17 protein-coding genes and 1 tRNA gene are annotated in these 22,552 nt (G+C 71.9%); 5 read left to right on the top strand and 13 right to left on the bottom strand.

Annotation, left to right across the window (positions count from 1 at the left end; genetic code table 11):
* Positions 1-189: 189 nt before the first annotated feature.
* On the bottom strand, positions 190-1,695 hold the full coding sequence (locus ACWC9R_RS24890; protein ID WP_450734632.1) for an MFS transporter: 1,506 nt from the start codon (positions 1,693-1,695) through the stop codon (positions 190-192).
* Between the two features lie 119 nt (positions 1,696-1,814).
* On the opposite strand from ACWC9R_RS24890, the gene ACWC9R_RS24885 reads away from it, so the two are divergent.
* Positions 1,815-2,678, top strand: coding sequence for an alpha/beta fold hydrolase (locus ACWC9R_RS24885; RefSeq protein ID WP_450734631.1), 864 nt, complete (start codon positions 1,815-1,817; stop codon positions 2,676-2,678).
* 157 nt (positions 2,679-2,835) lie between these two features.
* Positions 2,836-2,910, top strand: a tRNA-Cys gene (locus tag ACWC9R_RS24880).
* A 120-nt stretch (positions 2,911-3,030) separates the two neighbouring features.
* On the opposite strand, the gene ACWC9R_RS24875 is transcribed toward ACWC9R_RS24880, so the two are convergent.
* On the bottom strand, positions 3,031-3,897 hold the full coding sequence (locus ACWC9R_RS24875) for a hypothetical protein (RefSeq protein WP_450734630.1): 867 nt from the start codon (positions 3,895-3,897) through the stop codon (positions 3,031-3,033).
* Positions 3,898-4,353: 456 nt separating this feature from the next.
* Here ACWC9R_RS24875 and ACWC9R_RS24870 point away from each other — a divergent pair, with 456 nt between their 5' ends.
* Complete coding sequence (locus ACWC9R_RS24870; RefSeq protein ID WP_450734635.1) at positions 4,354-4,920, top strand: HAD family hydrolase; 567 nt, start codon at positions 4,354-4,356, stop codon at positions 4,918-4,920.
* Positions 4,921-5,047: 127 nt separating this feature from the next.
* Here the strand turns inward: ACWC9R_RS24870 and ACWC9R_RS24865 are convergent, their stop codons facing one another.
* The 9 genes from ACWC9R_RS24865 to ACWC9R_RS24825 form a co-directional block, all read right to left on the bottom strand.
* Entirely contained in the window at positions 5,048-5,764 is a 717-nt protein-coding gene (locus tag ACWC9R_RS24865; RefSeq protein ID WP_450734628.1) for a hypothetical protein, read from the bottom strand.
* Positions 5,761-6,168 carry a hypothetical protein gene (locus tag ACWC9R_RS24860; RefSeq protein WP_450734627.1) on the bottom strand — a complete coding sequence of 136 codons (408 nt, stop codon included), beginning with the start codon at positions 6,166-6,168 and terminating at the stop codon, positions 5,761-5,763. Before ACWC9R_RS24860 ends, ACWC9R_RS24865 begins: the two co-directional genes overlap by 4 nt.
* Before the next feature lie 821 nt (positions 6,169-6,989).
* Positions 6,990-9,317 (bottom strand): xanthine dehydrogenase family protein molybdopterin-binding subunit, encoded by a 2,328-nt coding sequence (locus tag ACWC9R_RS24855; protein ID WP_450734625.1) that lies wholly within the window; start codon positions 9,315-9,317, stop codon positions 6,990-6,992.
* A 100-nt stretch (positions 9,318-9,417) separates the two neighbouring features.
* The gene (locus ACWC9R_RS24850) at positions 9,418-11,616 is read right to left on the bottom strand and encodes a 2Fe-2S iron-sulfur cluster-binding protein (protein ID WP_450734623.1); all 2,199 of its coding nucleotides are present in this window, start codon (positions 11,614-11,616) and stop codon (positions 9,418-9,420) included.
* Between the two features lie 100 nt (positions 11,617-11,716).
* Positions 11,717-12,613: an FAD binding domain-containing protein gene (locus tag ACWC9R_RS24845; protein WP_450734622.1), complete on the bottom strand. Its 897-nt coding sequence runs from the start codon at positions 12,611-12,613 to the stop codon at positions 11,717-11,719.
* 245 nt (positions 12,614-12,858) lie between these two features.
* Positions 12,859-14,565, bottom strand: coding sequence for a beta-N-acetylhexosaminidase (locus tag ACWC9R_RS24840; RefSeq protein ID WP_450734621.1), 1,707 nt, complete (start codon positions 14,563-14,565; stop codon positions 12,859-12,861).
* A gap of 525 nt (positions 14,566-15,090) precedes the next feature.
* On the bottom strand, positions 15,091-15,384 hold the full coding sequence (locus ACWC9R_RS24835; protein WP_078568732.1) for a DUF3039 domain-containing protein: 294 nt from the start codon (positions 15,382-15,384) through the stop codon (positions 15,091-15,093).
* Positions 15,385-15,524: 140 nt separating this feature from the next.
* Entirely contained in the window at positions 15,525-16,205 is a 681-nt protein-coding gene (locus ACWC9R_RS24830) for a hypothetical protein (protein ID WP_362608607.1), read from the bottom strand.
* 256 nt (positions 16,206-16,461) lie between these two features.
* Entirely contained in the window at positions 16,462-17,133 is a 672-nt protein-coding gene (locus tag ACWC9R_RS24825; protein WP_362608608.1) for a YqgE/AlgH family protein, read from the bottom strand.
* 296 nt (positions 17,134-17,429) lie between these two features.
* On the opposite strand from ACWC9R_RS24825, the gene murA reads away from it, so the two are divergent.
* The gene (murA, locus tag ACWC9R_RS24820; RefSeq protein ID WP_362608610.1) at positions 17,430-18,776 is read left to right on the top strand and encodes a UDP-N-acetylglucosamine 1-carboxyvinyltransferase; all 1,347 of its coding nucleotides are present in this window, start codon (positions 17,430-17,432) and stop codon (positions 18,774-18,776) included.
* A 162-nt stretch (positions 18,777-18,938) separates the two neighbouring features.
* Positions 18,939-20,135, top strand: a complete 1,197-nt coding sequence (locus ACWC9R_RS24815; RefSeq protein WP_450734618.1) for a serine hydrolase domain-containing protein — start codon at positions 18,939-18,941, stop codon at positions 20,133-20,135.
* A gap of 259 nt (positions 20,136-20,394) precedes the next feature.
* Here ACWC9R_RS24815 and ACWC9R_RS24810 read toward each other — a convergent pair whose 3' ends face one another.
* Both ACWC9R_RS24810 and ACWC9R_RS24805 read right to left on the bottom strand, forming a co-directional pair.
* Complete coding sequence (locus ACWC9R_RS24810; protein ID WP_006605312.1) at positions 20,395-20,676, bottom strand: HU family DNA-binding protein; 282 nt, start codon at positions 20,674-20,676, stop codon at positions 20,395-20,397.
* Positions 20,677-20,984: 308 nt separating this feature from the next.
* Positions 20,985-22,418, bottom strand: coding sequence for a malic enzyme-like NAD(P)-binding protein (locus ACWC9R_RS24805; protein WP_450734616.1), 1,434 nt, complete (start codon positions 22,416-22,418; stop codon positions 20,985-20,987).
* Between the last annotated feature and the right edge of the window lie 134 nt (positions 22,419-22,552).

Genomic DNA, 22,552 nt, shown 5'->3' with positions numbered 1-22,552 from the left:
GGTTTCCGGACGTAAAGCGAAGCAGTCCGGAAACCCTGCCCCGGAGGCCCGTCACCGCACCCACAACCCACCCGCCCGCCGCAGGCGCAACGGCGGGAAACGGACAAACATCACCCGCACCCACGCCCCGCGCAGCGGACCCGAAACGGCGCGAGCCACCACGGCGGGAAAGCCGAAAACGTGGGGCGGCTACTTAAGGCGGCACGCCGCCCCCGCACCCAGCAGCGCCACGACGGCCATCGTCGCGAAGACGGCCACGAACGCCGCGGGCTGACCCGCAGCCCCGGCCACCGCACCCGCATGGGTCGCGATCGAACCGCCGCCGAAGGCGACGAAGAGCACACCGCCGAGCCCGACGAACGTCACATTCCCGAGCGCGTCCGCCATCTGCAGGGACGCCGAGTTGCTGCCCGCCTCCTCGGGGCGGGACAGCTTCAGCAGGAGGACGCCGCCGCTGGAGATGTTCAGGCCCATGCCGAAGCCGCCGACCGTCCAGGCCGCCGCGACGACCGCGACCGGTACGCCGTCGACGAGGGCCAGCGGCACGAGCGCGATGGCCACCGCCAGGAGCACCAGGCCCAGGCCCATCAGCCGTTCCCGGTACGGCTCCAGGCGCGGGCGGCTCTGCACGTACGAACCGAGTGCCCAGGTCAGGCCGCCGCCGGTGAGGGAGAGCCCGGCGAGGGTGGCGGACAGTCCGCGCTGGGTGACCAGCATCAGCGGGATGAAGCTCTCGGCGGCGACCAGCGCCCCGGCGGACAGCCCGCGCAGCAGCACGACGGTCGGCAGGCCGCGCGCCGCCCGGAACGTGCCGCGGGGCAGCAGCCGCACGAGGGTCGGCGCCAGCAGCGCCAGTCCGGCGGCCGCGGGCAACAGTGCGGACCAGGACGGATGCTGTCCCGCGTACTGGACCAGGCAGGCGCCGGCCGCGACGGCCAGCGCGAGCAGACAGCGCCGGCTGCCCAGCACCTGCCGTACGCCGCCCCGCGGCCCCGTCCGGTCGCGTGGCAGGGCGCGCAGCGCGGGCAGCATCACCGCGAGCGGCAGGAGTATCAGGGCGGGGATGGCGAGGAACACCCAGCGCCAGCCGAGGTGTTCGGTGACGGTCCCGGCGACCAGCGGGCCGACGATCACCGGCACCACCCAGGCCGCGGAGAACGACGCCATGATCGACGGACGCAGCCGCTCGGGGTAGGCACGCCCGACGACCACGTAGAGCGAGACCACCACCAGCCCGCCGCCGACGCCCTGCACCCCGCGGCCGGCGATGAACATCCCCATGCTCCCGGCGGCGCCCGCGACCAGCAGCCCGGCCCCGAAGGCCGCGATCCCGGTGAACAGCGGCCCGAGCGGCCCGCGCCGGTCGCTCCACTCCCCCGCGAGCGCCATCGCGAACAGACTCGCCGTGAAGAACGCGGAGAAGCCGAAGGCGTACAGCCCGATGCCGTCCAGGGCGCGGGCGGCGACCGGCATCGCGGTGTTCACGGCGCTCGCCTCGAAGGCGACGAGCGAGACGACGGAGATGATGCCCAGGGTGAGCGCGCGGTGGGCCCGGCCGAGGATGCCGCCGTCCGGCCCGCCACTGTCGTCGGCGGGCCGGACGGGTTGGCCGGCCGCGGCGGTGGCGGTCTCCGCGCCGGGCGGGGCGCTGTCGTCGGTGCCGATGCCGTGGTCGTGGGGGCGGTCAGCGGTCATCGGGCCAGCGTAAGGGCCGTACCGCGGTGGTGCCCCTGGCGGAGGGCGGGGATCGGCTCGGCCATCGGTCCTACGCCGTCGGACCGCACGTGTCGCCGCACGTCGGGCAAGCTGTCCTTATGCCGCACTTCCGTACGTACGACGATGCCGAGCTCCACTACCGCGTGCTCGGACCGGCCGACTCCCCCCTGCCGCCCCTGGTGTGCCTGGCCGGCGGACCCGGGCGGGACGCCGCGTATCTGGGCGACCTCGGCGGGCTGGCCGCCCACCGGCAGCTGATCCTGCCCGACAGCCGCGGCACCGGCGACTCCCCGGCCGCCGCCGACCCGTCCCGCTATGCCTTCCCGCAGCTCGCGGAGGACCTGGAGGCGCTGCGCCACCATCTGGGCCTGGAGCGGTTCGCGCTGCTCGCGCACGACGCGGGGGCCGCGGTCGCGCAGGCGTACGCGGCGGGCTATCCGCAGCGGCTGACCCGGCTGGTGCTGGTCTGCCCCGGCTCCCGTCTGCAGGGCGAACTCCCCGACGACGCCAAGGAGATCTTCGACGCGCGCCGCCACGAGGAGTGGTGGCCCCAGGCCTCGGAGGCACTGCGCCGGCTGACCGAGGCGGCCGACCTGAGCGAGGTACGTGACCTGCTGTTCGCCGCCGCGCCGCTGGCCTACGGACGCTGGGACGAGCCGCAACGGGCCCATGCGGCCACGGAGGGCGCCCAGTTGGGGCCGGTGCCACGGGCCGGATTCTGGCAGGGCGTGGACGAGCAGCTGCGCCTGACCCTGCTGGCGGGCCTGCGGGAGGTCTCCTGCCCCGTGCTGGTGGTGACCGGGGACCGGGACGCCGTGACCGGAATGCGGGCGGGCGACCTGGTGGCCGAGTCCTTCACGGACGCCCGCGTACACCCGCTCCCCGGCGTGGGCCACTACCCATGGGTCGACGAACCACACACCTTCGCCCCGCTGGTGGAAGCCTTCCTGCACGCCGCGTGAGCCCCCGTAGGCCCACCGCCCCCACGGAACCCGGCCGCCCTGCATGAACCCCGCATTGCCCCGTGTTTCCCCACGTTACGACCCCATGGCACCCCACCCCACACCCTTGCCGCACGCCCCGCCCCCCGGCCTACAGTCGGAACAGCACCACACCCCCGGCCGTGTGCCCGAGTGGTTCAGGGGCTCGCCTGCAAAGCGAGTTACGCGGGTTCGAATCCCGCCACGGCCTCCAGCGCCTTGAACAGGCAAAAGAAAGGGGCGGCACCCCAGAAGAGGTGCCGCCCTTTTGGCCGTCCGTCTCAGTTCCCGTCTCAGCCTGTGCCACTCCCGCCCAAAGCGAGGGCCGGCAACGCTACTTGCCACCTAGGAGCAGACCCACAGTCTCAACCCCTCTGGCCGCCTTCCGGTAGACGGTTACAAGAATGATGATCCCTGTCACGGTCGTAAGAGGGCCAGCCACTTCGGCTGGCAGATGGAAGAAGGACACAGCGATCGCTGCGGCTGCAACTAGGACGGCTGCAGCCACCGTTCTTAGGGCTTCGCGGTCACGTACGGGTTCGAGCCCCTCCAACTCGATCTCGTCCAATAGAGCCCCAACACGCCCCTCGGCAAGCCGATCCCCTATCTGAGTCAGCATGCGCCCCAACTCACGCACGCCGGTTTCAGGATTTGCGTCAACTTGCGCCGCTGCCTTGCGTAGCGCTGCAATAACTCGCCCAGCATGCTCCCTCGTTTGCACCTTTTGATGCCGCAGAGGTTTCCACTTAGCCGGGCGCGCCGTTTTCCATGCTCGCCGTATCTCCCGCTCAGCCTGCGCCAGTCCACAAGCCGAATTCCTCATTGACTCGCGCACCCATCCGCGCAACATTAGGGAACTTCCACACTGCGCGGCATGACCGTACAAGATGAGTGCCGCTCTCGAACGCCTCTCTAGCCGGATGAGAGTTCCCTCATGCATGGCCACCACCGAACCCCTATCACCCGATGCCGTCAAGCTCAGTGCCCTAAGGGGCCTGAAGGGGTAGTAAAGAGAGAAGAGAAGTAGCAACAGTAGGGCTAGTCCCGTAATGAAGTTGTACCAGTTCAATATGCTGGCACCAGCAACCTTGTGAGCCAAATCGCCGGAGACATTCCTGTAAGCCGCCCTAGCAAGCTCGAACAATCTCCTACTTAAGAGGAGGAAGCCGCCAACGAAAACGAACGTGAAGCACGCGGCCACGAGAACCATTCGAGCTGGAATGACAATAAAAGATGCGAAAGCCCATCGCTCTGCCACTCTCCTTCGCCGATACTGGCACTGCTGATCTATATCGAGCGCAGGGAGCCAGCGAAGGGTGGACTCTTCGTAACTAGCTCCGAATCGTCGTGCCCGACGGTGCAAAAACCTAAAGCGCAGGACCGAGTTCGCCACGCGGACAGTTTGTCACTACAGAGGCGGTGATGGGCCCGATCCCTACACGTCTGCGAGAGGGTCGGGGTGGGCTCTAACCAAGAGCCCACCCCCGTAACGCCGCTCAATCAGTCGCATCCTGCTGGTCTGTGGGGGCCCAGATCAGGCTGTCGACCTGCCTGGCCACATCGGCTAGGACCGCGTAACGGCCTGCGCGCGACCGTCGCGGCCTCCAGGGCAATCCTCTTCGACTTCGACGGCCCGATCTGTGACGTGTTCGCCGGCATGCCCGCTCGCGGAGTCGCCAGGGCCCTATCTGAGATCGTGGACAGCCATGACACGACCCTCGGCGGAAAGGCGCGTGGCGCGGAAGATCCGATGGAGATCCTGCGCTTGGCATCGCATGGCGGCGAGTCGGCTCTCCGGGACGTGGAGGACGCTCTGGCTGCGGCCGAGATCGCAGCCGTCAAGGTAGCGGGCGCACCCGTCACCGGCGCTGTTGCCGCCCTAAGCGCGGCTCACGCGTCGGGCCGGAAAGTCGCTGTGGTGAGCAACAACTCCGCGCACTGTGTCCGAGAGTTTCTGGCTCAGCATCACCTGTCGCACTTCGTACATGAAGTCGTCGGGCGCGCCGCCTACCGGCCAGACCTAGTGAAGCCAGCGCCGCATTCGCTCCTCCTGGCGGCTGAGCAGCTCGGCATGGCGTCCGGGGACTGCACGCTGGTCGGAGACTCGGTGACAGACATCGAAGCGGCTCGTGCTGCGGGAGCCATGTCCATCGGCTTCGCCAATAAGCCATACAAGAGCCTGGCTCTGGCTGAGGCGGGGGCGGACGTGTGGTCACCGATATGAGCGCGCTGGCCGACGCTCTGGTTTCGAGTTCTAGGTAGCGGTTCTCGGGTTGTCGCCCCTCACGGAATAAGTGAGCATGGAGTTCCACGAATTCGAGGCACAGGCCCGTGCCAGTTGGCACTCAGGTCTATCTGTGCCAGAGATAGAAGATGAACACCATCCCGATAACGAGGCCCCAGACGAACGCGCTGCGCTGTGCTTTCCTGTCGACGATCAGCCTGGGCGGTGGGGGTGTGACCGTGGCTTCAATCCGCTCGGCCACGCCGCTCAGCACGGTTCCAATCTGCTCGATCCTCCCAAATGGCTGGTCCGGCTTCTGCAACCGTTCGATCTCCCTGGGCAAGCTTTGCAGTTGATCTATTTTCAGCGTCAAGCGCTCCAGAGTTTCCAGCCCGCCTTCGAACCTGGTGATGACCTTACTGAAGTCATCGGGATTTAGCCGTTGGGAGACCTTTCTCAGTTCCTCGGCAGCCTCAGACAAACGCGTAACAACACCGTGATTGATGTCGTTTCCAGCACGCGAGATCAACTCGGCGACGTCCCAATTGATGCTGCGCGATGCATCCCACAGTGCGTGCGCGACGTCTTCGTTGATGCTGCGCGCGGCCATCGCGAGGGAATTCGCGACGTCCGGGGAGATCATCCCCTCGCGAAGGGCCTTACGGAGCAGTGCGGCCAGGCCAGGAGCCTCCTTGGACATTCGCCCCAGATACTGCTTCGTCTTCGCGTCGAGCATCTCGATGCGAATTTGGCCGTTGTTGTCGCCGCCGACGAAGGCGCCAGATCCGTGGTTGTGCTGCTCGACGATTTTCCGGTCAGGACCGTCCGGTGCCGCGCCAGTCACTCGTGCCCCTGTCGCCCCGGCTGGATGCGCCCGTGGTTGTCGCCTCCGATGAATGTGCCGCTGCCGTGGTTGTGCTGTGAACCGATGCTGACCGTCTTCATGGTGGGAGGCGCAAAAGCGGCCAGGGCCTCCATGTCGCTGCGGGCGTCGGGGTGGGCGGCGAGGGCTGCGGTCAGGAGACCGGTCCACCGTACGGTGGCCTCGGCCTGGCTGATCCTGTGCTGCGCCAAGGATGCGGTGTCATCATCCAGAAGCCGCATGGCCTCGTCGTCACGGCCCACGCCCCCGTGCCGGAAGATCGCGGAGATCCGAGTCCGTACGGCTTCGGCGCGGCCCTGAACAAGGTAGGCAATTACATTGCCAGCCGCACCGGTCGCGACGGCAAGGGCTGCTTCATCCAGCATGCTGAGGCCCCCCGGGGTTGTTGTGGTGAGCACCATCTCGTTGACAGATCGATGCTCCCCCAACCAAAGGAGGGGACTTCGCGTTTCCCATCAACTGACTGTTCCATAAACAGGGTTGGCCCATTTACACCGCCTTGGGCGGCGGAAAACAGTCTGCAACCAGATGATCCAGCCCGGCCACGATGGGTCGCGCTCTCAGCGCGGCGCCTAGAACGACATCATGGGCAACGACAAGGGGCCGGAGCTGGTCGGCCTCACCCCCTATGTCTGAACCGAGACCTCGACTCAGGGCCGCTCGTTGTCCTGGTCTTTGTCCAGTGCGCTGGCGAACGCCACCGTTCACCGCCGTACACCCGCCCCGTCCGACCTGCCGCCTGGACTCCCGCGAACACCCCCGGACAGCCATTCGCACAGTTGGAAAGCGTGTTGGCGATGCTGATCTTCAGCGCAGCGTAAAGGCTCAAGGGCTGAGTGACACCTGGCACCCAGCCGACGTGCGGCGACGGCCGTCTCAGTTTCCGTCTCGTTCGTCGTCATCCGCAGCCGTCCAGACCGGTTCATCCCGCCACGGTGGGCACAGTTTCCGTACGGGAATGAACGCTGGCGAACACTTCCGGATCAGGCCCTGACCAGCCCGGACAAACCTGCAAAGCGAGTTACGCGGGTTCGAATCCCGCCACGGCCTCCAGGTACCGCAGGTTCCCGCCTCGTCGCGCGAGGACCGCGGATGTGCTCCGGAGGCGGCCCCAACCCTGTGGGACCGCCTCCGGGTGCGCTCGGTGCCTACGGGGCCCGTTTCTTCCGGTGCCCTCTGGCCGCCCTTACTGCTGGACCACCTGTGCCACTGCCGCCTGGGGGCGGATCGGGAGGCGGCCGATGGGGCGGCCGGTGGCGGCGCGGACGGCGGAGGCCACGGCGGCCGGGGCGGTGACCACCGGGACCGCGCTGGCGGGCTTGGCGCCGAAGGGGGCGATCACGTCGCGCTCCTCGACCAGCTTGACGATCCGGATCTCCGGGGCGTCCAGGGCGGTTGGCAGCGCGTAGCCGGTCAGATCGGGGTGGCGGACCTGGCCGCGGGTGGTGCGGAGGTTCTCCATCAGGGCGGCGCCCATGCCCTGGGTGACCCCGGCCTCGATACGGGCCCGCAGCTGGCGGGGGTTGAGCACCCGGCCCACGTCCTGGGCGACGGTCATCTCCACCACCCGGATGGTGCCGAGTTCGATGTCGACGTCGGCCACGCAGCGGATCGCGCAGAAGGCGAGGCCGACGAACGCGTCGCCCTGGCCGCCCTCGTCCAGCGGTTCGGTCGGGTGCGGGCGGCACTGGGCGGTGGCCCACAGTTCCTTGCCGTCCAGCGCCTCGGCGACGGTGGTGCTGAGCACCCCGTCGTACGAGGTGATCTTGCCGTCGTTGATCTGCAGCAGCTCGGTGGACATCCCGAACTTGTGGGCCAGCGGCTGGAGAAGCTGGGTGCGGACCATCTTGGCGGCGCGCTCGACGGCGCCGCCGGAGACCCAGGTGTGCCGCCCGTGGCAGGCCGGTCCGGCCGGCGGCTGGTCGGTGTCGACGCCCGCGACATGCACCTCCTCGACACCGAGCGTCTCCTGCACGATCTGCCGCGCCAGGGTGGAGAACCCGGAGCCGGTCTCGACGGCGGCGCAGATGACGGTGGCGACCGAGCCGCTGACCTTGACGGTCGCGGTGGAGACCTCGTCGGTGCCCTCCGCGCCGAGCATGTGCACCATGCCCAGCCCGTAGCCGACACCGCGGCGTACCGCGCCCGGCTCACCGGCCCCCTCGGGCCCGCCGGGAAGCAGCCACTCCGCTTCGGGCGCGTCCTTGGGCAGCTCGGGAAGCGGCGCTTCCTTGACGGCGTCCAGGAGTTCGGCGACCGGGGCGGGGCAGGTCACGGTCTGCCCGGTGGGCAGCAGGTCGCCGGTGGCCATGACGTTGCGCAGCCGCAACTCGTCGGGCTCCAGGCCCAGCCGGGCCGCCAGCTTGTCCATCTGGCCCTCGTAGGCGGCGCAGACCTGCATCGCGCCCTCGCCGCGTACGTGGCCGGACGGCGGGTTGTTGGTGCGCACCGCCCAGCCGTCGACGACCGCGTGCGGGACGACGTACGGGCCGCAGGAGAACGAGACGGCGGCGGCGAGCGCGTCGGCCGAGGTGTCGGCGTAGGCGCCGGCGTCCATGAGGATCTGCGCCTCGACCTTCACCAGCTTGCCGTCGGCGTCCGCGTGGTGGCGGTAGCGCAGCAGCGTGGGGTGGCGGTGGGCGTGCGAGAGGAAGGACTCCTCGCGGGTGGCGGCGAGCTTGACGGGGCAGCCCGTACGCAGCGCCAGCAGGCCCAGCGAGAGCTGGATGCCGGGGTCCTCGCGGTCGGCGGTGGCGCCGGGCACGCCGGTCACCACGACCTTGACCTGCTCCGGCGCGAGGCCGAAGGAGGCGGCGGCCAGATCGCGGTCGGTGTGCGGGTCCGTGGAGGCGGTGTAGATCTCCACCCCGCCGTCGGGGCGCGGCACCGCGAGCCCGGCCTCGGCCCCGATGGGCGCCGGGTCCTGCCGGCCGATCCGGTAGAGCCCCTCGACCATCACCTCGCCGAGGGCGTCGGCGTCGCCGAAGCGGAGCGGGATGTGCCGGATGAGGTTGCCGTCCGGGTGCAAGGGCTCGGCCTCGAAGGCCAGTTGGGGATCGGTGACCGCGTCGAGGACCTCGTACTCGACGGCGATGGCGGCGGCGGCCAGCCGTGCCGCGTCGGGGTGCTCGGCGGCCACCGCGGCGATCGGCTCGCCGTGGTGGCGGACCTCGTCCTTGGCGAAGACCGGGCGGTCGGCGGTACCCCGGCCGTGCCCCGCGTCACCGGGCACGTCCTCGTGGGTGACGACGACGCGCACGCCCGGCATCTCCGCCGCCTGCTTGGTGTCGATGGACAGGATGCGCGCGCGGGGGTGCGGCGAGCGCAGCACCGCGGCCCACAACAGCCCCTCGGCCCACAGGTCGGCGGCGTACGGGAAGGTGCCCTCGGTCTTCGCCGGCGCGTCGGCGGGCGGCAGCGAGACGCCCAGGCCGTGCGGCGGCTCATCCGGAATCCGGACACCCGCCGCGGGGGTCGCGGTGGCGGTGCCTGCGCCGTCGGACGTACCACTCATGCCGAAACCTCGCTTCGCCCTGCCCCGCCTTCGCTCAGCGCGCACCGCTCCCCGGTGCTTCCCCGGCCTCCGGCCGGGGTGACCCCCGTGCTGCGCTTGCTCATGCGGAGCCTCCCGTGTGCCGGTCCTGGTCGTGCGGGGCGTGGCCCGTCTCGTCGGCGGGGCCCGCCTGGTGGGGAATGCGGGCGGTGTCCGCGGGCGCCGCCCCGTCCGGCGCGTCCGCGGGCGCACCGGACGCCTCCGCGGTGTCCGCGCGGCCCTTGACGACCTCGTCGACGGCGTCGAGCACGGCCCGGTAGCCGGAGCAGCGGCAGAGGTTGCCGCACAGCGCCTTGCGGGTCTCCAGCTCGCTGGGGGCGTGGTTGCCCTCCAGGAGGTCGTGGACGGTCATCGCCATCCCCGGTACGCAGAAGCCGCACTGCACCGCACCGGAGGCGGCGAGCGCGCGCTGCACGTCGGAGGGCACGCCGTTCTCGGCGAGCCCCTCGACGGTACGGACCTCGCTGCCCGCCGTGGTGGCCGCGGGCACCAGGCAGGACGCCACCAGCCGGCCGTCCACCTGGACGGAACAGGCCCCGCACTCACCCTGCGAGCAGCCGTCCTTGGCACCGGCCAGGCCGAGCCGTTCGCGCAGCACGTAGAGCAGCGACTCGCCGATCCAGGCGTCGGTGACCGGCCGGTCGATGCCGTTGACGCGCAGCACGTAGGAGGCGGCGGGGTGTTCGTCGTGGTCGTCGGCGCCGGGGTCGGCCGTCAGGTCGGAGGTGCGCGCGGCGGCGGCGAGCCCGTCGACGAGGCCGGTGGGGTCCTCGGCGGCCGCGTCGGCCACGTCGGCGCCCGTGGGGTCTCCGGTGGCGGGGTGCGTGCCGTCGGGGGAACCGGCGGTGCCGGTGGCGTCGGCGGTGTCGTTGGCGGGCTCGTGCGGCTCGTGGGCCTCGGGCCCGGCCGTGGCGTCCGTGGTGCCCGCCGGGGCGGTGGTGTCCGCGGGCTCGCCGGGCGCGGGGTGCGCGCCGGGGTCGGTGTGTACGGGCTCCGCGGGGTCCGTGGGAGCGTCCGCCGTTCCGTCGGCCTCCGGGGCGGCGGGCGAGGCGGGCGCCGGGTGTCCGGCCGCGTCGGCGTGCGTGAACACGCCGGAGTGCTCCTGCTGTTCGCCCTCGGCCGCCGGGACCGTCCAGCCGTGCCCGCCCGTCGCGTCCGCCGCAACGCCGGGACGGTCCGCCGTCTCCGGCCGGTGCGGCGCCTCGTCGTGCGGCGGCTGCGCCGCCTCCGTGGCCGGCGGCCACTGGGCGAGCGCGTCGGCGGGCAGCGACCAGTGGCCGGTCGCGTCGCCGGCGCCGGGGTGGCCGCCCGTGGCGTACGGGTCGCCGGCCGACGGGCCGCCGTCTGCGGGCAGTTCGCCGCCCGACCCGGCGTGGTGGCCCGGCAGGCCGCTCTCGTGCGCGTACGGGGCGCCCGCGGGGCCGCCGAAGGGGTCATGGGCCGCGCCGCCGTGTGCGGCCTCCTGCGGCTCTCCTGGGTGCGTCGCGGGCGCGGCGGTGGCGCTCGGTCCGGCGGTGAAGTTCCAGTGCCCGGTGTGGGCGGCCCCGCCGGTGTCCGCCGGGTTCCCGGCGTCGCCGTACGCACCGGCGTCCTGGTAGCCGCCGTGGTACTCGGCGGTGGCGCCGTGCCCCGTAAGGCCCTGATGCCCCGGATGGCCGGAATGGCCGGGGAGGCCCGGGTGGTCGCCCGTGAGTCCCGTATGACCCGTCAGACCGTCCTCGCCGACCAGGTACTCGCCGGATTCCTCCAGGCCGTCGTCCGCCGCGGCGGGGACCGACCAGGACCCGGCGGCGCCCGCCTCCGGGCTGCCCGCCACGGGCCAGTCCACGGAGGCGCCGCCCCAGTGCCGGCCGGCCTCGGGCGCGCCGCCCTGGTAGCCGGCGGACGGGTCGTGGTGCGGCGCGTGCTCCGTCCGGGCCGGGTAGGCCGCGGCCGGGTCCGCGTAACCGCCCGGGGAGTCCGCGAACGGCATCGTCCACTGGGCGGTGGACGCCGGGTCGGCGCCCGGGTCGTCCATCGGGGTGGCGGGGTGCGAACTGAACGAGGACGGCGGGGTGTAGCCGTGGCCGGGCGCGGCGAGCGGCTCGGGGCCCGGGGTGTTGTACCGGGGCGACCCACCGCCGTAGGCCCCGGTGGTGAAGCCCTCCGGGAGCTGGACGAAGGCGGTCGCCTCCGACTCGTACTCGCCGCCCTGCGGCAGCGGCTGCCAGCCCTGCTCGGGGTGCGGCTGGTACGGGTGGCGGTTGTCTGCGTCGCTCATGCCGAGCCCTCGCTTCGCTCGGCCTCGCAGTCGCGAGGCGCGCACCTTTCGCTGACGATCCCCCGGCCGACGGCCGGGAGGACCCGCACGCTGCGCTCGCTCATGAGAGCGCCCTCCCCAGTGCGCGGCGGGCCAGGGCTGCCACCGTACGGCGCAGATGCAGGGCGGCCGGCGGCAGGGCGGCCGGTTCCGAACCGTCCTCGGGCGGGGCCGGGTCCGGGATGCAGGCGGCGGCGACATAGTCGCCGAAGGCCGTCAGCGCCTCGGGCACCAGGCCGCGTTCGCCGTCCCAGTCGATGAGCGAGGCCACCCATTGCTCGGCCTCCAGGGGGCGCAGCGGCATGGCGGCGACCGCGCCCACCGCGCAGCGCACGCCGCGCCTGGCCGGGTCCAGGACGAGCGCGACCGAGGCGGTGGCGCGGCCGGGGCCGGTGCGGCCGGTCGCCTTGAGGAAGGTCTGCGGGGCGTGCAGCAGCGGCACCCGTACGAAGCCGACGAGTTCGCCGGGGCTCAGCATCTCCCGGCCGGCCAGCAGGTGGCTGACCGGGATCTCGCGGCGGCCGCCCCCGGGACCGGCGATGATCACCGTGGCTTCGAGGGCGGCGAGCACCGGGAGGGTGTCGCCCGTGGGTGCGGAGGTCACGATGTTGCCGCCGAGGGTGCCGGCGTTGCGGACCTGCGGCGGGCCGGCCGCGCGGGCGGCGGCGGCGAGGCCCGGGATCAGGGCGGCGAAGTCGGGGCGTCCCATACGGGCGAGGGTGAGGCCGGCGCCGAGCAGCGCATGGCCGTCCAGGTACTGCCAGCCGCGGATCTCGCTGATCCGGTTGAGCCCCACCAGGGCTGCGGGTCTGAGGTGTCCGGCGTTGACCGCCGCCATGAGATCGGTGCCACCCGCGACGGGCACGGCGGCGGGCATGGCGGTGAGCGCCGCCACCGCCTCGTCGAGCGAGGCCGGCAACGTCACCGTGTGCGACGCGTGCGGTGCGTGCGTGGTCAAGCCAGCTGCCCCTTCCCCGGTGTCCCGGCAGTTCCGCTCCGCCGTACGGTACGTGCTCACGGCCCGGACGTGGCAACTCTGGCACATCTTCCCGGGCCCTCGGCGCGAGGGTCCGCGAAGCGGCGCTCCGCCCCCGGACGGACCGCCGCCCGTTTCGTCCGGCACTGCGGTGCGGAGGGGGGAACCGCCGTACCGCACCACGGTCCCAGGGTCCGGCCGGGCGGGCGCCGTCCTTGCCCCCGGGCTCACACGTTTGGGGGCGCCCCGTCGATCGGGCGTCCGAGCACCCCGGGGCGTTTCTGCCACGGGAGGGGGCCGCCGGGCGGGCGGTAGCCGACGCCGAGGGCGTCGAGCCGGGTGTAGTGGACGGCCATCCGCCGGGTGAAGTCCTGGTAGTCGCGTTCGGCGGGGGCGGGCAGCCGGGACCAGGCGACCTCGGCGAAGGCGGCCAGCCGCGGAAAGACCTGGTAGTCGAGGCGCTGCTGACTGTCCATGACCTCGGTCCAGACGTTCGCCTGGGTGCCCAGGACGTGCGCGGCCTGCTCGGGCGTGAGCTCCGGCGGTACCGGCTCGAAGCGGTAGACGTCCTCCAGGGTCCGTACGAAGCCGATCGGCACCGGCTCGTCCGGGGAGGGGTGTTGACGGTGGTCGAGGTACACCTGCTGTTCGGGACACATGACGACGTCATGGCCGGATTTCGCGGCTGCGACACCGCCCGCGCAGCCGCGCCAGGAGGAGACCACAAAAGAGGCCGCGCACTGCGCGTCAGGCAGGGCGGTGGCGGGCGACGGGCGGGAGCCGTCGGCCAGGCCGCCCTCCAGGATCTCGTCCCAGCCGATCAGCCGCCGGCCGCGGGCGGTGAGCCAGCGGTCGAAGTGCCGGATGAACCAGCTCTGCAGCCCGTCCTCGCCGGCCAGCGACAGCTCGGCGATCCGCGCCTGCGCGGTGGCGGAGGCGCGCCACTGGTCCTTGGGGCACTCGTCGCCGCCGATGTGCACGAACGGCGAGGGGAAGAGGGCGAGGACCTCGTCGAGGACGTGCTCGTAGAACCGCAGGGTGTTGTCGGTGGGCGCCAGGACGTTGGGGTTGACGCCCCAGGTGTCCCAGACCTTCAGGGAGGTGGTGTCGATGACGTCGGTGTTGCCGAGTGCGGGGTACGCGGCGATGGCGGCCTGCGAGTGTCCGGGGATGTCGATCTCGGGGACGACGGTGATGTGCCGCTGGGCGGCGTAGGCGACGATCTCGCGGATGTCGTCCTGGGTGTAGTAGCCGCCGTGCGGGCGTTCGTCCCACAACGGTGAGGCCCGGTGCCCGAGTTTGGTGCGCTCCCGCCAGGCACCGGTCCCGGTCAGCTTCGGGTAGCGCCTGATCTCGATCCGCCAGCCCTGGTCATCGGTGAGGTGGAGGTGCAGGACGTTGAGCTTGTGGGCGGCGAGCAGGTCGAGGCAGCGCAGCACCCCGTCCTTGGGTAGGAAGTGCCGGGCGACGTCGAGCAGCATGCCGCGCCAGCCGAAGCGGGGCGCGTCCTCAAGGGCCAGCGATGGCAGGACGGGCTCACACCCTGGTGCGAGCGGCGCCCGGCGGAAGGCCCGCGGGCCGAGGAGCTGCCGCAGCGTCTGCGCTCCCCAGAAGACGCCGGCCGGGCCGCCGCCGGTGATCCGTACGCCCCGGCGGGCGTCGGCCGCCAGCCGGTAGCCCTCCGGGGGCAGGGCCGGGTCCAGGCCGAGGGCGAGGGTGTCCGCCGCCGGGCCGGAGCCGGGCGGCAGCGGCAGGCCGAAGGCCTCGCCGAGGGTGGCCCGCAGCCAGCGCGCGGTGCCCTCGGTGCCGGGCCCGGCCGCCAACGCGGTGTCCTGGCCCAGGCGTACGGTGCCGCGCCCCGGCCCGTCGATGCTCAGCGGCGCCGGGATCAGGCCGCCGCCCGGTGCCGTGGGGGTGGGGTCCGTGTCGGGCATGCCGTCCGTCCTTCACCGAGCCGAAGGCCCGGCCGGCCCAGGGGCGTTCCGGCCGGTACGCGTACACAGCGGAGCGGACCGGCGCGGGGCCGGTCGTCACGGGCGATGCTGCCACGGTCCCGCGCCGTACGGGCCGAACGGCGTGCGGGCCGAACGGCGTGCGGAGGACTGCCGGGCGCGGAGCGGGGCGGGGGGCGCCCTGGTGGTGCGGGCGGAGCTGACCGGCACACGGAGCGGGCGGGGGCGGGCGCCGAAAAACGGCGCAATTCCGGCGAGGAGGCGGGAAGTTGTGCGCCGGGGTACGCGAACGGGCCCGGGCCGCGAGGGACCCGGGCCCGTACCCGAGGCGGGACGCCGTCACCGCGGGACGACACCGGTGTCCTGCGGCTCTCGGCTTTGGGCGCTCAGGGGCTGAGCGTGAGCGGGCGCCGCTGAGCGACTGCGGCGCGCCCGGCCGCCGTGCCCGTGCACCGGCGGCCCGACGGGCCGTCCCGGCGGGGGACGGCCCGTGGCGGCTGCCTGCGGCTACTTCTTGCCGCCGTCCTTGCCGCCCTTGTCCTTGTCGCCACCGGCGCCCATGGACTCGAAGATCTCCTTGCACATGGGGCAGACCGGGTACTTCTTCGGGTCGCGCCCCGGTACCCAGACCTTGCCGCACAGCGCCACGACGGGGGTGCCGTCGAGTGCGCTCGCCATGATCTTGTCTTTCTGGACATAGTGGGCGAAGCGCTCGTGGTCGCCGTCGCCGTGCGACACCTGCGGTGTCGGCTCTACGAGGGTCCCCGTGCCTGCCCCGCGCTCGGGCTCAACAGTGCTCATAACAGCCAAGGGTACTCACGCGCGCGACAACCCGGGAGCCTCGGCCCACCGCCGGGTGAAGCACCGGAGCCACCGCCGCCACCCGGCGCCACCCCGGGCAGCGCGCACGGCGCCGGGCCCGCCCCGCGCCCCCGCGGCCGCTACGAAGCCACCGCCATCCCGTCCCGCTCCCCGGCCGTCAGCCCCAGCTCCGTGGCGAAGGCCAGGGCGGCGTCCGGCCGGACCTCGTACCAGGCGTCCGGGCCGCAGACCGTGTCGAGCAGGGTGGCGACGTCCTGCGCGCGGACCGTGCGGGACTCGGCGGCGGCGAGGAAGGCGCGCACCGCGCCCACGGCGTCGACCTCGGTCTCCGTGAGCGCCACGAGGTCCTCGGCGATCTTCCTGATGGCGTCGTCACCGGGCGCCACCCAGCTCATGGCCGTCTCCAGGCCGTCGTCCGGCATCTTCTCGGGGTACGGGGCGCGGCCCCAGGCGCCGTCCTGCCACCAGTAGACGAAGCCGAAGAGATTGCCGTCGGCGTCCTCCCGCAGGTCCGCCCAGGGAAGCCACTCGGGACCGTCGGCGAGGAAGTCGATCCGGCGGCCTCCGCTGTGCGTGTGACTGCCGTCGGAGTCCTGCCCGCACAGCAGGGCCCGGCCGTCCTCGAACATCTTCAGCCGCCACCAGTAGCTGCCGCCGACGTTCCAGCACTGCAAGCCCTGGTCGCTCCAGGAGAATTCGTCGGCGTCGTCCACGGCGGCCGCCACTACCGCCAGTGTCGCGGCGCGCGCCCACAGGCGCTCCGGGTGGTCCAGATCCTCGGGCACGCTCGGCCTGTGCATGGCCTCTCCCCGTGTGTCCAGCACGGCCCCGCCGACGCGGCCGCGCACCGTCCCCTGTCATCCCGCACCTTAGCGACGGGGTCCGACAATTCCCCATGACGAAGCCGTCACAATAATCAAGTCGTCAACAAAATTTGGCCGAGTGTGCACCTGCCACCCAGGGCCGGAGGAATCAGTTCCAGCCAGTCTGCCCGGCAGCCTCAGCCAGACCGCACGGCACCTCCGGCCACCCCGCGGCCGCGCGCCCCGGCAACCGTCAGTTCAGCGACGGATCGTCCGGATACGTGGCTACCATCGCCAGTTCGTTGCGCTGCCGCCGCAGCACCGCGCGCCACAGCTGCTCCGGATCGGGCGAGGAGACGTCGCCGGGCTCCGACTCGACCACGTACCAGGCGCCCTCGACCAGCTCGTCCTCCAGCTGGCCCGGACCCCAGCCCGCGTAGCCGGCGAAGATCCGCAGGCTGCCGAGCACCGCCGCGAGCAGTTCCGGCGGGGCCTCCAGGTCGACCAGCCCGATCGCCCCGTGCACCCTGCGCCAGCCCAGCGGCTCGTCACCCGACTGCACGCCCGCCCGGTCCGCGGCCGGCGCCCCGGCCGGCGTCGCGCCGTCGCCGTGGGAGAGGGCGCCGCTGTCCACCGACGGGATGCCGCCCTCGCCGGACATCCCGCCCGGCACGACGGCCACCCCGAGCGCCGAGTCCAGCGACACCGGCCCGCCCTGGAAGACCACCCCCGGCTCGCCGGTCAGCGCGGCCCAGGGGGCGAGGATGTCCGCGACGCCCACCGGGGTGGGACGGTTCAGGACCACGCCGAGGGAGCCCTCCTCGTCGTGGTCGAGGAGCAGCACCACCGCGCGGTCGAAGTTCGGATCGGCGAGCGCGGGTGTCGCGACGAGCAGCCGCCCTGTGAGCGAGGACACCTCGGTCATGGCCACATGATCCCGCACTTCTGCCCGGAGCGGGGAGTCAACGCCGGGACCCGTGCGAGAGCAGGGCAGGGCGTACGGCGGCAGCACCGGCGCACGACCTCGGCGCCGGACCGCCCATTGCCGACAATCCCTGGCAATTGCCCCAAAGGGCGATTACGAATCAAAGGCGGACCGTAGCGGAGCGTGTTGTGACAAAGCCATTACACGTTCAAAGCCTGCACGGGCCTACGGGCACACCCTCCGCCGCCCTTACCATTTCAGCTTGGCCCCTGCCCGTCTCCAGGAACGCGAGATCCATGACCGTCTCTACTGACGACGTACTGCTTGTCCACGGCGGCACCCCGCTCGAGGGCGAGATCCGGGTTCGCGGCGCGAAGAACCTTGTGCCCAAGGCCATGGTCGCCGCCCTCCTCGGGAGCGGCCCCAGCCGACTGCGCAACGTGCCCGACATCCGCGACGTACGCGTGGTGCGCGGGCTGCTGCAGCTGCACGGTGTCACGGTGCGCCCGGGTGACGAGCCGGGTGAGCTGATCCTCGACCCGTCGCGCGTGGAGAGCGCCAACGTCGCGGACATCGACGCGCACGCGGGCTCCTCCCGGATTCCGATCCTGTTCTGCGGCCCGCTGCTGCACCGCCTCGGCCACGCCTTCATCCCGGGCCTGGGCGGCTGCGACATCGGCGGCCGGCCCGTGGACTTCCACTTCGACGTGCTGCGCCAGTTCGGCGCGACGATCGAGAAGCGCGCCGACGGGCAGTATCTGGAGGCCCCGCAGCGACTGCGCGGCACCAAGATCCGGCTGCCGTACCCGTCGGTCGGCTCGACCGAGCAGGTGCTGCTGACCGCCGTGCTGGCCGAGGGCGTCACCGAGCTGTCGAACGCCGCCGTGGAGCCGGAGATCGAGGACCTCATCTGCGTGCTGCAGAAGATGGGCGCGATCATCTCCATGGACACCGACCGGACGATCCGGATCACCGGTGTCGACAAGCTCGACGGCTACACCCACCGCGCCCTCCCGGACCGCCTGGAGGCGGCCTCCTGGGCGTCCGCGGCGCTGGCCACCGAGGGCAACATCTACGTCCGCGGCGCACAGCAGCGGTCGATGATGACCTTCCTCAACACCTTCCGCAAGGTCGGCGGCGCCTTCCAGATCGAGGACGAGGGCATCCGCTTCTGGCACCCGGGCGGCCTGCTCAACGCCATCGCCCTGGAGACCGACGTCCACCCCGGCTTCCAGACCGACTGGCAGCAGCCGCTGGTCGTCGCGCTGACCCAGGCGTCGGGCCTGTCGATCGTGCACGAGACGGTCTACGAGTCCCGGCTCGGCTTCACCTCCGCGCTCAACCAGATGGGCGCGCACATCCAGCTCTACCGGGAGTGCCTGGGCGGCTCCGCCTGCCGCTTCGGTCAGCGCAACTTCCTGCACTCCGCGGTCGTCTCCGGACCGACCAAGCTGCAGGGCTCCGACCTGGTCATCCCCGACCTGCGCGGCGGCTTCTCGTACCTGATCGCGGCGCTGGCGGCCCAGGGCACCTCCCGGGTGCACGGCATCGACCTGATCAACCGCGGCTACGAGAACTTCATGGAGAAACTCGTGGAGCTCGGCGCCGACGTCGAACTGCCGAACGGCGCACTGCCCAACTGAGCACGGACGGACCGGCTTTACGCTCCGGCCCCGGCGGCCCTCGCGGCTGCCGGGGCCGCGTGCTGACAACGGGCGTACGGGCACCGTGCGGTGGAGAACCCCACCACACAACTGGGGCGGACCGCATGGTGTCCGCGGCTGCCCCGCTCCTACCGTTGCCGCATGTCGATCACACCCCTGCGAAGGGCCCGCCGGACGGCGGCCGCCCTGTCCGTCGCCCTCCTCACCACGCTCCTCCCCGCGGGCACCGCGGCGGCAGCCGCCACCCCCGCCTCCCGTATGCAACGGGACGCCGACGCGCTGCGGGACGCCGGCGTCACCGGTGTGTCGGCCAGACGGGACACACCCGAGGGGTTACGCACCGTCCGCAGCGGGGTCGGCGCTCTCGGCACCGGACGGCCGGTGCCCGCTGACGGGTACCTCCGGATCGGCAGCACCACCAAGACCTTCGTCGCGACCGTGCTGCTCCAGCTCGCCGGTGAGGGGCGGCTGTCGCTGACCGACACGGTGGACACCTGGCTGCCGGGCGTGGTCCGGGGCCACGGGAACGACGGCCGCCGGATCACCCTCGGCCAACTGCTCCGGCACACCAGCGGACTACCCGACTACATCAAGGACGTCGCCCCGGAAGCGGGCGCCGCCGGATACCGCCACCACCGCTGGACCGTCCACACCTCCGGGCAGCGCGTCGCCCTGGCCCTGCGCCACCCGCCGACCTCCCGCCCCGGTACGCGCTGGGAGTACTCCAACACCAACTACGTCCTCGCCGGCATGGTGATCAGGGCGGTCACGGGCCACTCCTGGGAGCAGGAGGTCCACAGCCGCATTCTGCGTCCGCTGCGCCTGACCCACACCCGCACGCCCGGCAACCACCCGTTCCTGCCGCGCCCGCACGCCCGCAACTACCAGCAGTTCGCGCCGGACGGGCCGATGACCGACACCACGGTCGCGTACCTCCCCTTCGACGGGGACGCCGACGGTTCGATGATCAGTACGGCGGCGGACACCGGACGGTTCTTCGGCGCGCTGCTGCGGGGGAAGCTGCTGGCCCCCGCCCAGCTCGCTCAGATGCAGCGGACGGTCGACGTCCCCGACGACCACGGCGATCCCCCGGGCACCCGCGCCGGGCTCGGCCTCTTCTGGACGCCGCTGTCCTGCGGCGGCGGGTACTGGGGACACGGCGGCAGCGGGTTCGGCTATCTGTTCTGGCCCGCCGTGACCCCGGACGGGCGGACCACCCTCACCGTCTCCGCGCACAGCCGCCCCGGGGACCAGGACACCGCCCGGCGTCAGATACGGGGCGTCACCGACCTGACCGACCACGCCCTGTGCGACGGGCGGGACGACGGCCCCCGGTGACCGGAAAGCCGCCTGCCGTTGCCGTCTCCCGCATGCGGGAGCGGGCCGGGCCTCGTGCCCGCCCCGTCGTACGGCCGTGACGGCCCCTCAGGCGGCCGCGGACCGGCCCGGCTTCCCAATCCACCCCCGCCGGCCGCCCCGGGCGCCACGGGCCGCCTGGCGGACGCGGGCCCGGGGCCCGGGAGAGGCACGCGAGAAAGCACGCGAAAGGCGGCCACCCCTGGGAGGGATGGCCGCCCTGTCTGCCGTGCTGAGGGTCTTACTTACCCTTGGCGGCTTCCTTGAGCTTGGAGCCCGCGGAGACCTTCACGCTGTAGCCGGCCGGGATCTGGATCGGGTCGCCGGTCTGCGGGTTGCGCGCGGTGCGAGCGGCACGGTGGGTGCGCTCGAAGGTGAGGAAGCCGGGGATGGTGACCTTCTCGTCGCCCTTGGCGACGACCTCGCCGGTCACCTCGGCGAGGGCGGCCAGAACGGCGTCGGCGTCCTTACGGGTCACCTCGGCGCGATCGGCCAGAGCGGCCACCAGCTCACTGCGGTTCATGTTTGTACTCCCGTGTTCTTCTTGCCAATGAGGCGTGAGATCGAAGCCGATGCTGCCAGGGTCCTCGGACAGTCCCCGGACCCGGGTCTGGTGCCAGACCCTCGCGCCCGATTACGCATCCTGCCCCCACCTGCGGCGGTAAAGCCAATCCGGCACCCAGGAGGGTCACACGAAAAGCGCCACTGACTTGCCCGTGGTGACGCTCCGTGTCATTTCCGCTCCGGGCCGGCCCCACAGGGCGGCGGTCGCTTACTGCCCGCCTACCCTATGGGGGCCTCAACGACGGCGTGTCCAGCGACGCGCCGTGCTCAGACCCCCGTGGTGGCCGTCACAGCCGGGTCACCGCTCTTCGCGGCCTCCCGGACCGCACCCGCCACCGCGCCCGCGACCTTCTCGTTGAAGACGCTGGGGATGATGTAGTTCGGGTTGACCTCGTCCTCCAGGACGACGTCCGCGAGGGCGCCGGCCGCGGCCAGCATCATCTCGGTGTTCACCGTACGGGAGTGGGCGTCCAGGAGCCCGCGGAAGACGCCGGGGAAGACCAGGACGTTGTTGATCTGGTTCGGGAAGTCGGAGCGGCCGGTGGCCACGACGGCGGCGGTCTGCCGGGCGACGGCCGGGTCGACCTCCGGGTCGGGGTTGGCGAGGGCGAACACGATCGCGCCGTCGGCCATCCGCGCGACGTCGTCGCCGTCCAGGACGTTGGGCGCCGAGACGCCGATGAAGACGTCCGCGCCGACCACGGCCTCCTTGAGGGTGCCGGTGACGCCCTCGGGGTTGGTGTTGTCGGCGATCCAGCGCAGCGGCGAGTCCGGGTCGGCGTCGACCAGGTCGGTACGGCCGGCGTGCACCACACCGTGGATGTCGGCGACGACGGCGTGCCGGACACCGGCCGCGATCAGCAGCTTGAGGATGGCGGTACCGGCCGCGCCGGCGCCGGACATCACGACCCGGACGTCCTCGGTCTTCTTGCCGACGACACGCAGCGCGTTGGTGAGCGCGGCGAGCACCACGATGGCGGTGCCGTGCTGGTCGTCGTGGAAGACCGGGATGTCCAGGGCCTCGCGCAGCCGCGCCTCGATCTCGAAGCAGCGGGGGGCGGAGATGTCCTCCAGGTTGATGCCGGCGAAGCCGGGGGCGATGGCCTTGACGATCTCCACGATGGCGTCGGTGTCCTGGGTGTCCAGGCACAGCGGCCAGGCGTCGATGCCGGCGAAGCGCTTGAAGAGGGCCGCCTTGCCCTCCATGACGGGCAGGGCGGCCTTGGGGCCGATGTTGCCGAGGCCGAGGACGGCGGAGCCGTCGGTGACCACCGCGACGCTGTTGCGCTTGATGGTCAGGCGGCGGGCGTCCTCGGGGTTGTCGGCGATGGCCTGGCAGACGCGGGCGACGCCGGGCGTGTAGATCATCGACAGGTCGTCGCGGTTGCGGATGGGGTGTTTCGACGACATCTCGATCTTGCCGCCGAGGTGCATCAGGAACGTACGGTCGGAGACCTTGCCCAGCGAGACGCCCTCGATGGTGCGCAGCTGCTGGACGATCTCGTCGGCGTGGGCCGTGGAGGTCGCCGCGATGGTGACGTCGATGCGGAGCTTCTCGTGTCCGGACGCAGTGACGTCGAGGCCGGTCACCGAGCCTCCGTGGGACTCGACGGCCGTGGTGAGCTGGGAGACCGCGGTTCCGCTCGCGGGCACCTCCAGCCGGACCGTCATCGAGTAGGAGACGCTGGGCGCCGTTGCCATGGCCGACTTCCTCTGCTTTCACTGTGTCGCTGGATTGCCGTCCGATCGTCGCACCTACCGCGGAGTACGCGGTAGCCAGCCGGAATTGCGAACTTTTTGTTCGCGGACGCCGAGGCGACTTCGGAAAGTGAATT

This window comes from Streptomyces sp. NPDC001219, assembly GCF_053597915.1.
Note: the sequence above shows the minus strand (reverse complement) of the source record. Positions and strands in the feature narration are given on the sequence as shown.

Bases quoted from the DNA above. Each gene is read 5' to 3' on its own strand.
- ACWC9R_RS24890 (WP_450734632.1), bottom strand. From the start codon at position 1,695: ATGACCGCTGACCGCCCCCACGACCACGGCATCGGCACCGACGACAGC.
- ACWC9R_RS24885 (WP_450734631.1), top strand. From the start codon at position 1,815: ATGCCGCACTTCCGTACGTACGACGATGCCGAGCTCCACTACCGCGTG.
- ACWC9R_RS24870 (WP_450734635.1), top strand. From the start codon at position 4,354: ATGCCCGCTCGCGGAGTCGCCAGGGCCCTATCTGAGATCGTGGACAGC.
- ACWC9R_RS24860 (WP_450734627.1), bottom strand. From the start codon at position 6,168: ATGCTGGATGAAGCAGCCCTTGCCGTCGCGACCGGTGCGGCTGGCAAT.
- ACWC9R_RS24855 (WP_450734625.1), bottom strand. From the start codon at position 9,317: ATGAGTGGTACGTCCGACGGCGCAGGCACCGCCACCGCGACCCCCGCG.
- ACWC9R_RS24850 (WP_450734623.1), bottom strand. From the start codon at position 11,616: ATGAGCGACGCAGACAACCGCCACCCGTACCAGCCGCACCCCGAGCAG.
- ACWC9R_RS24840 (WP_450734621.1), bottom strand. From the start codon at position 14,565: ATGCCCGACACGGACCCCACCCCCACGGCACCGGGCGGCGGCCTGATC.
- ACWC9R_RS24835 (WP_078568732.1), bottom strand. From the start codon at position 15,384: ATGAGCACTGTTGAGCCCGAGCGCGGGGCAGGCACGGGGACCCTCGTA.
- ACWC9R_RS24830 (WP_362608607.1), bottom strand. From the start codon at position 16,205: ATGCACAGGCCGAGCGTGCCCGAGGATCTGGACCACCCGGAGCGCCTG.
- ACWC9R_RS24825 (WP_362608608.1), bottom strand. From the start codon at position 17,133: ATGACCGAGGTGTCCTCGCTCACAGGGCGGCTGCTCGTCGCGACACCC.
- murA (WP_362608610.1), top strand. From the start codon at position 17,430: ATGACCGTCTCTACTGACGACGTACTGCTTGTCCACGGCGGCACCCCG.
- ACWC9R_RS24815 (WP_450734618.1), top strand. From the start codon at position 18,939: ATGTCGATCACACCCCTGCGAAGGGCCCGCCGGACGGCGGCCGCCCTG.
- ACWC9R_RS24810 (WP_006605312.1), bottom strand. From the start codon at position 20,676: ATGAACCGCAGTGAGCTGGTGGCCGCTCTGGCCGATCGCGCCGAGGTG.
- ACWC9R_RS24805 (WP_450734616.1), bottom strand. From the start codon at position 22,418: ATGGCAACGGCGCCCAGCGTCTCCTACTCGATGACGGTCCGGCTGGAG.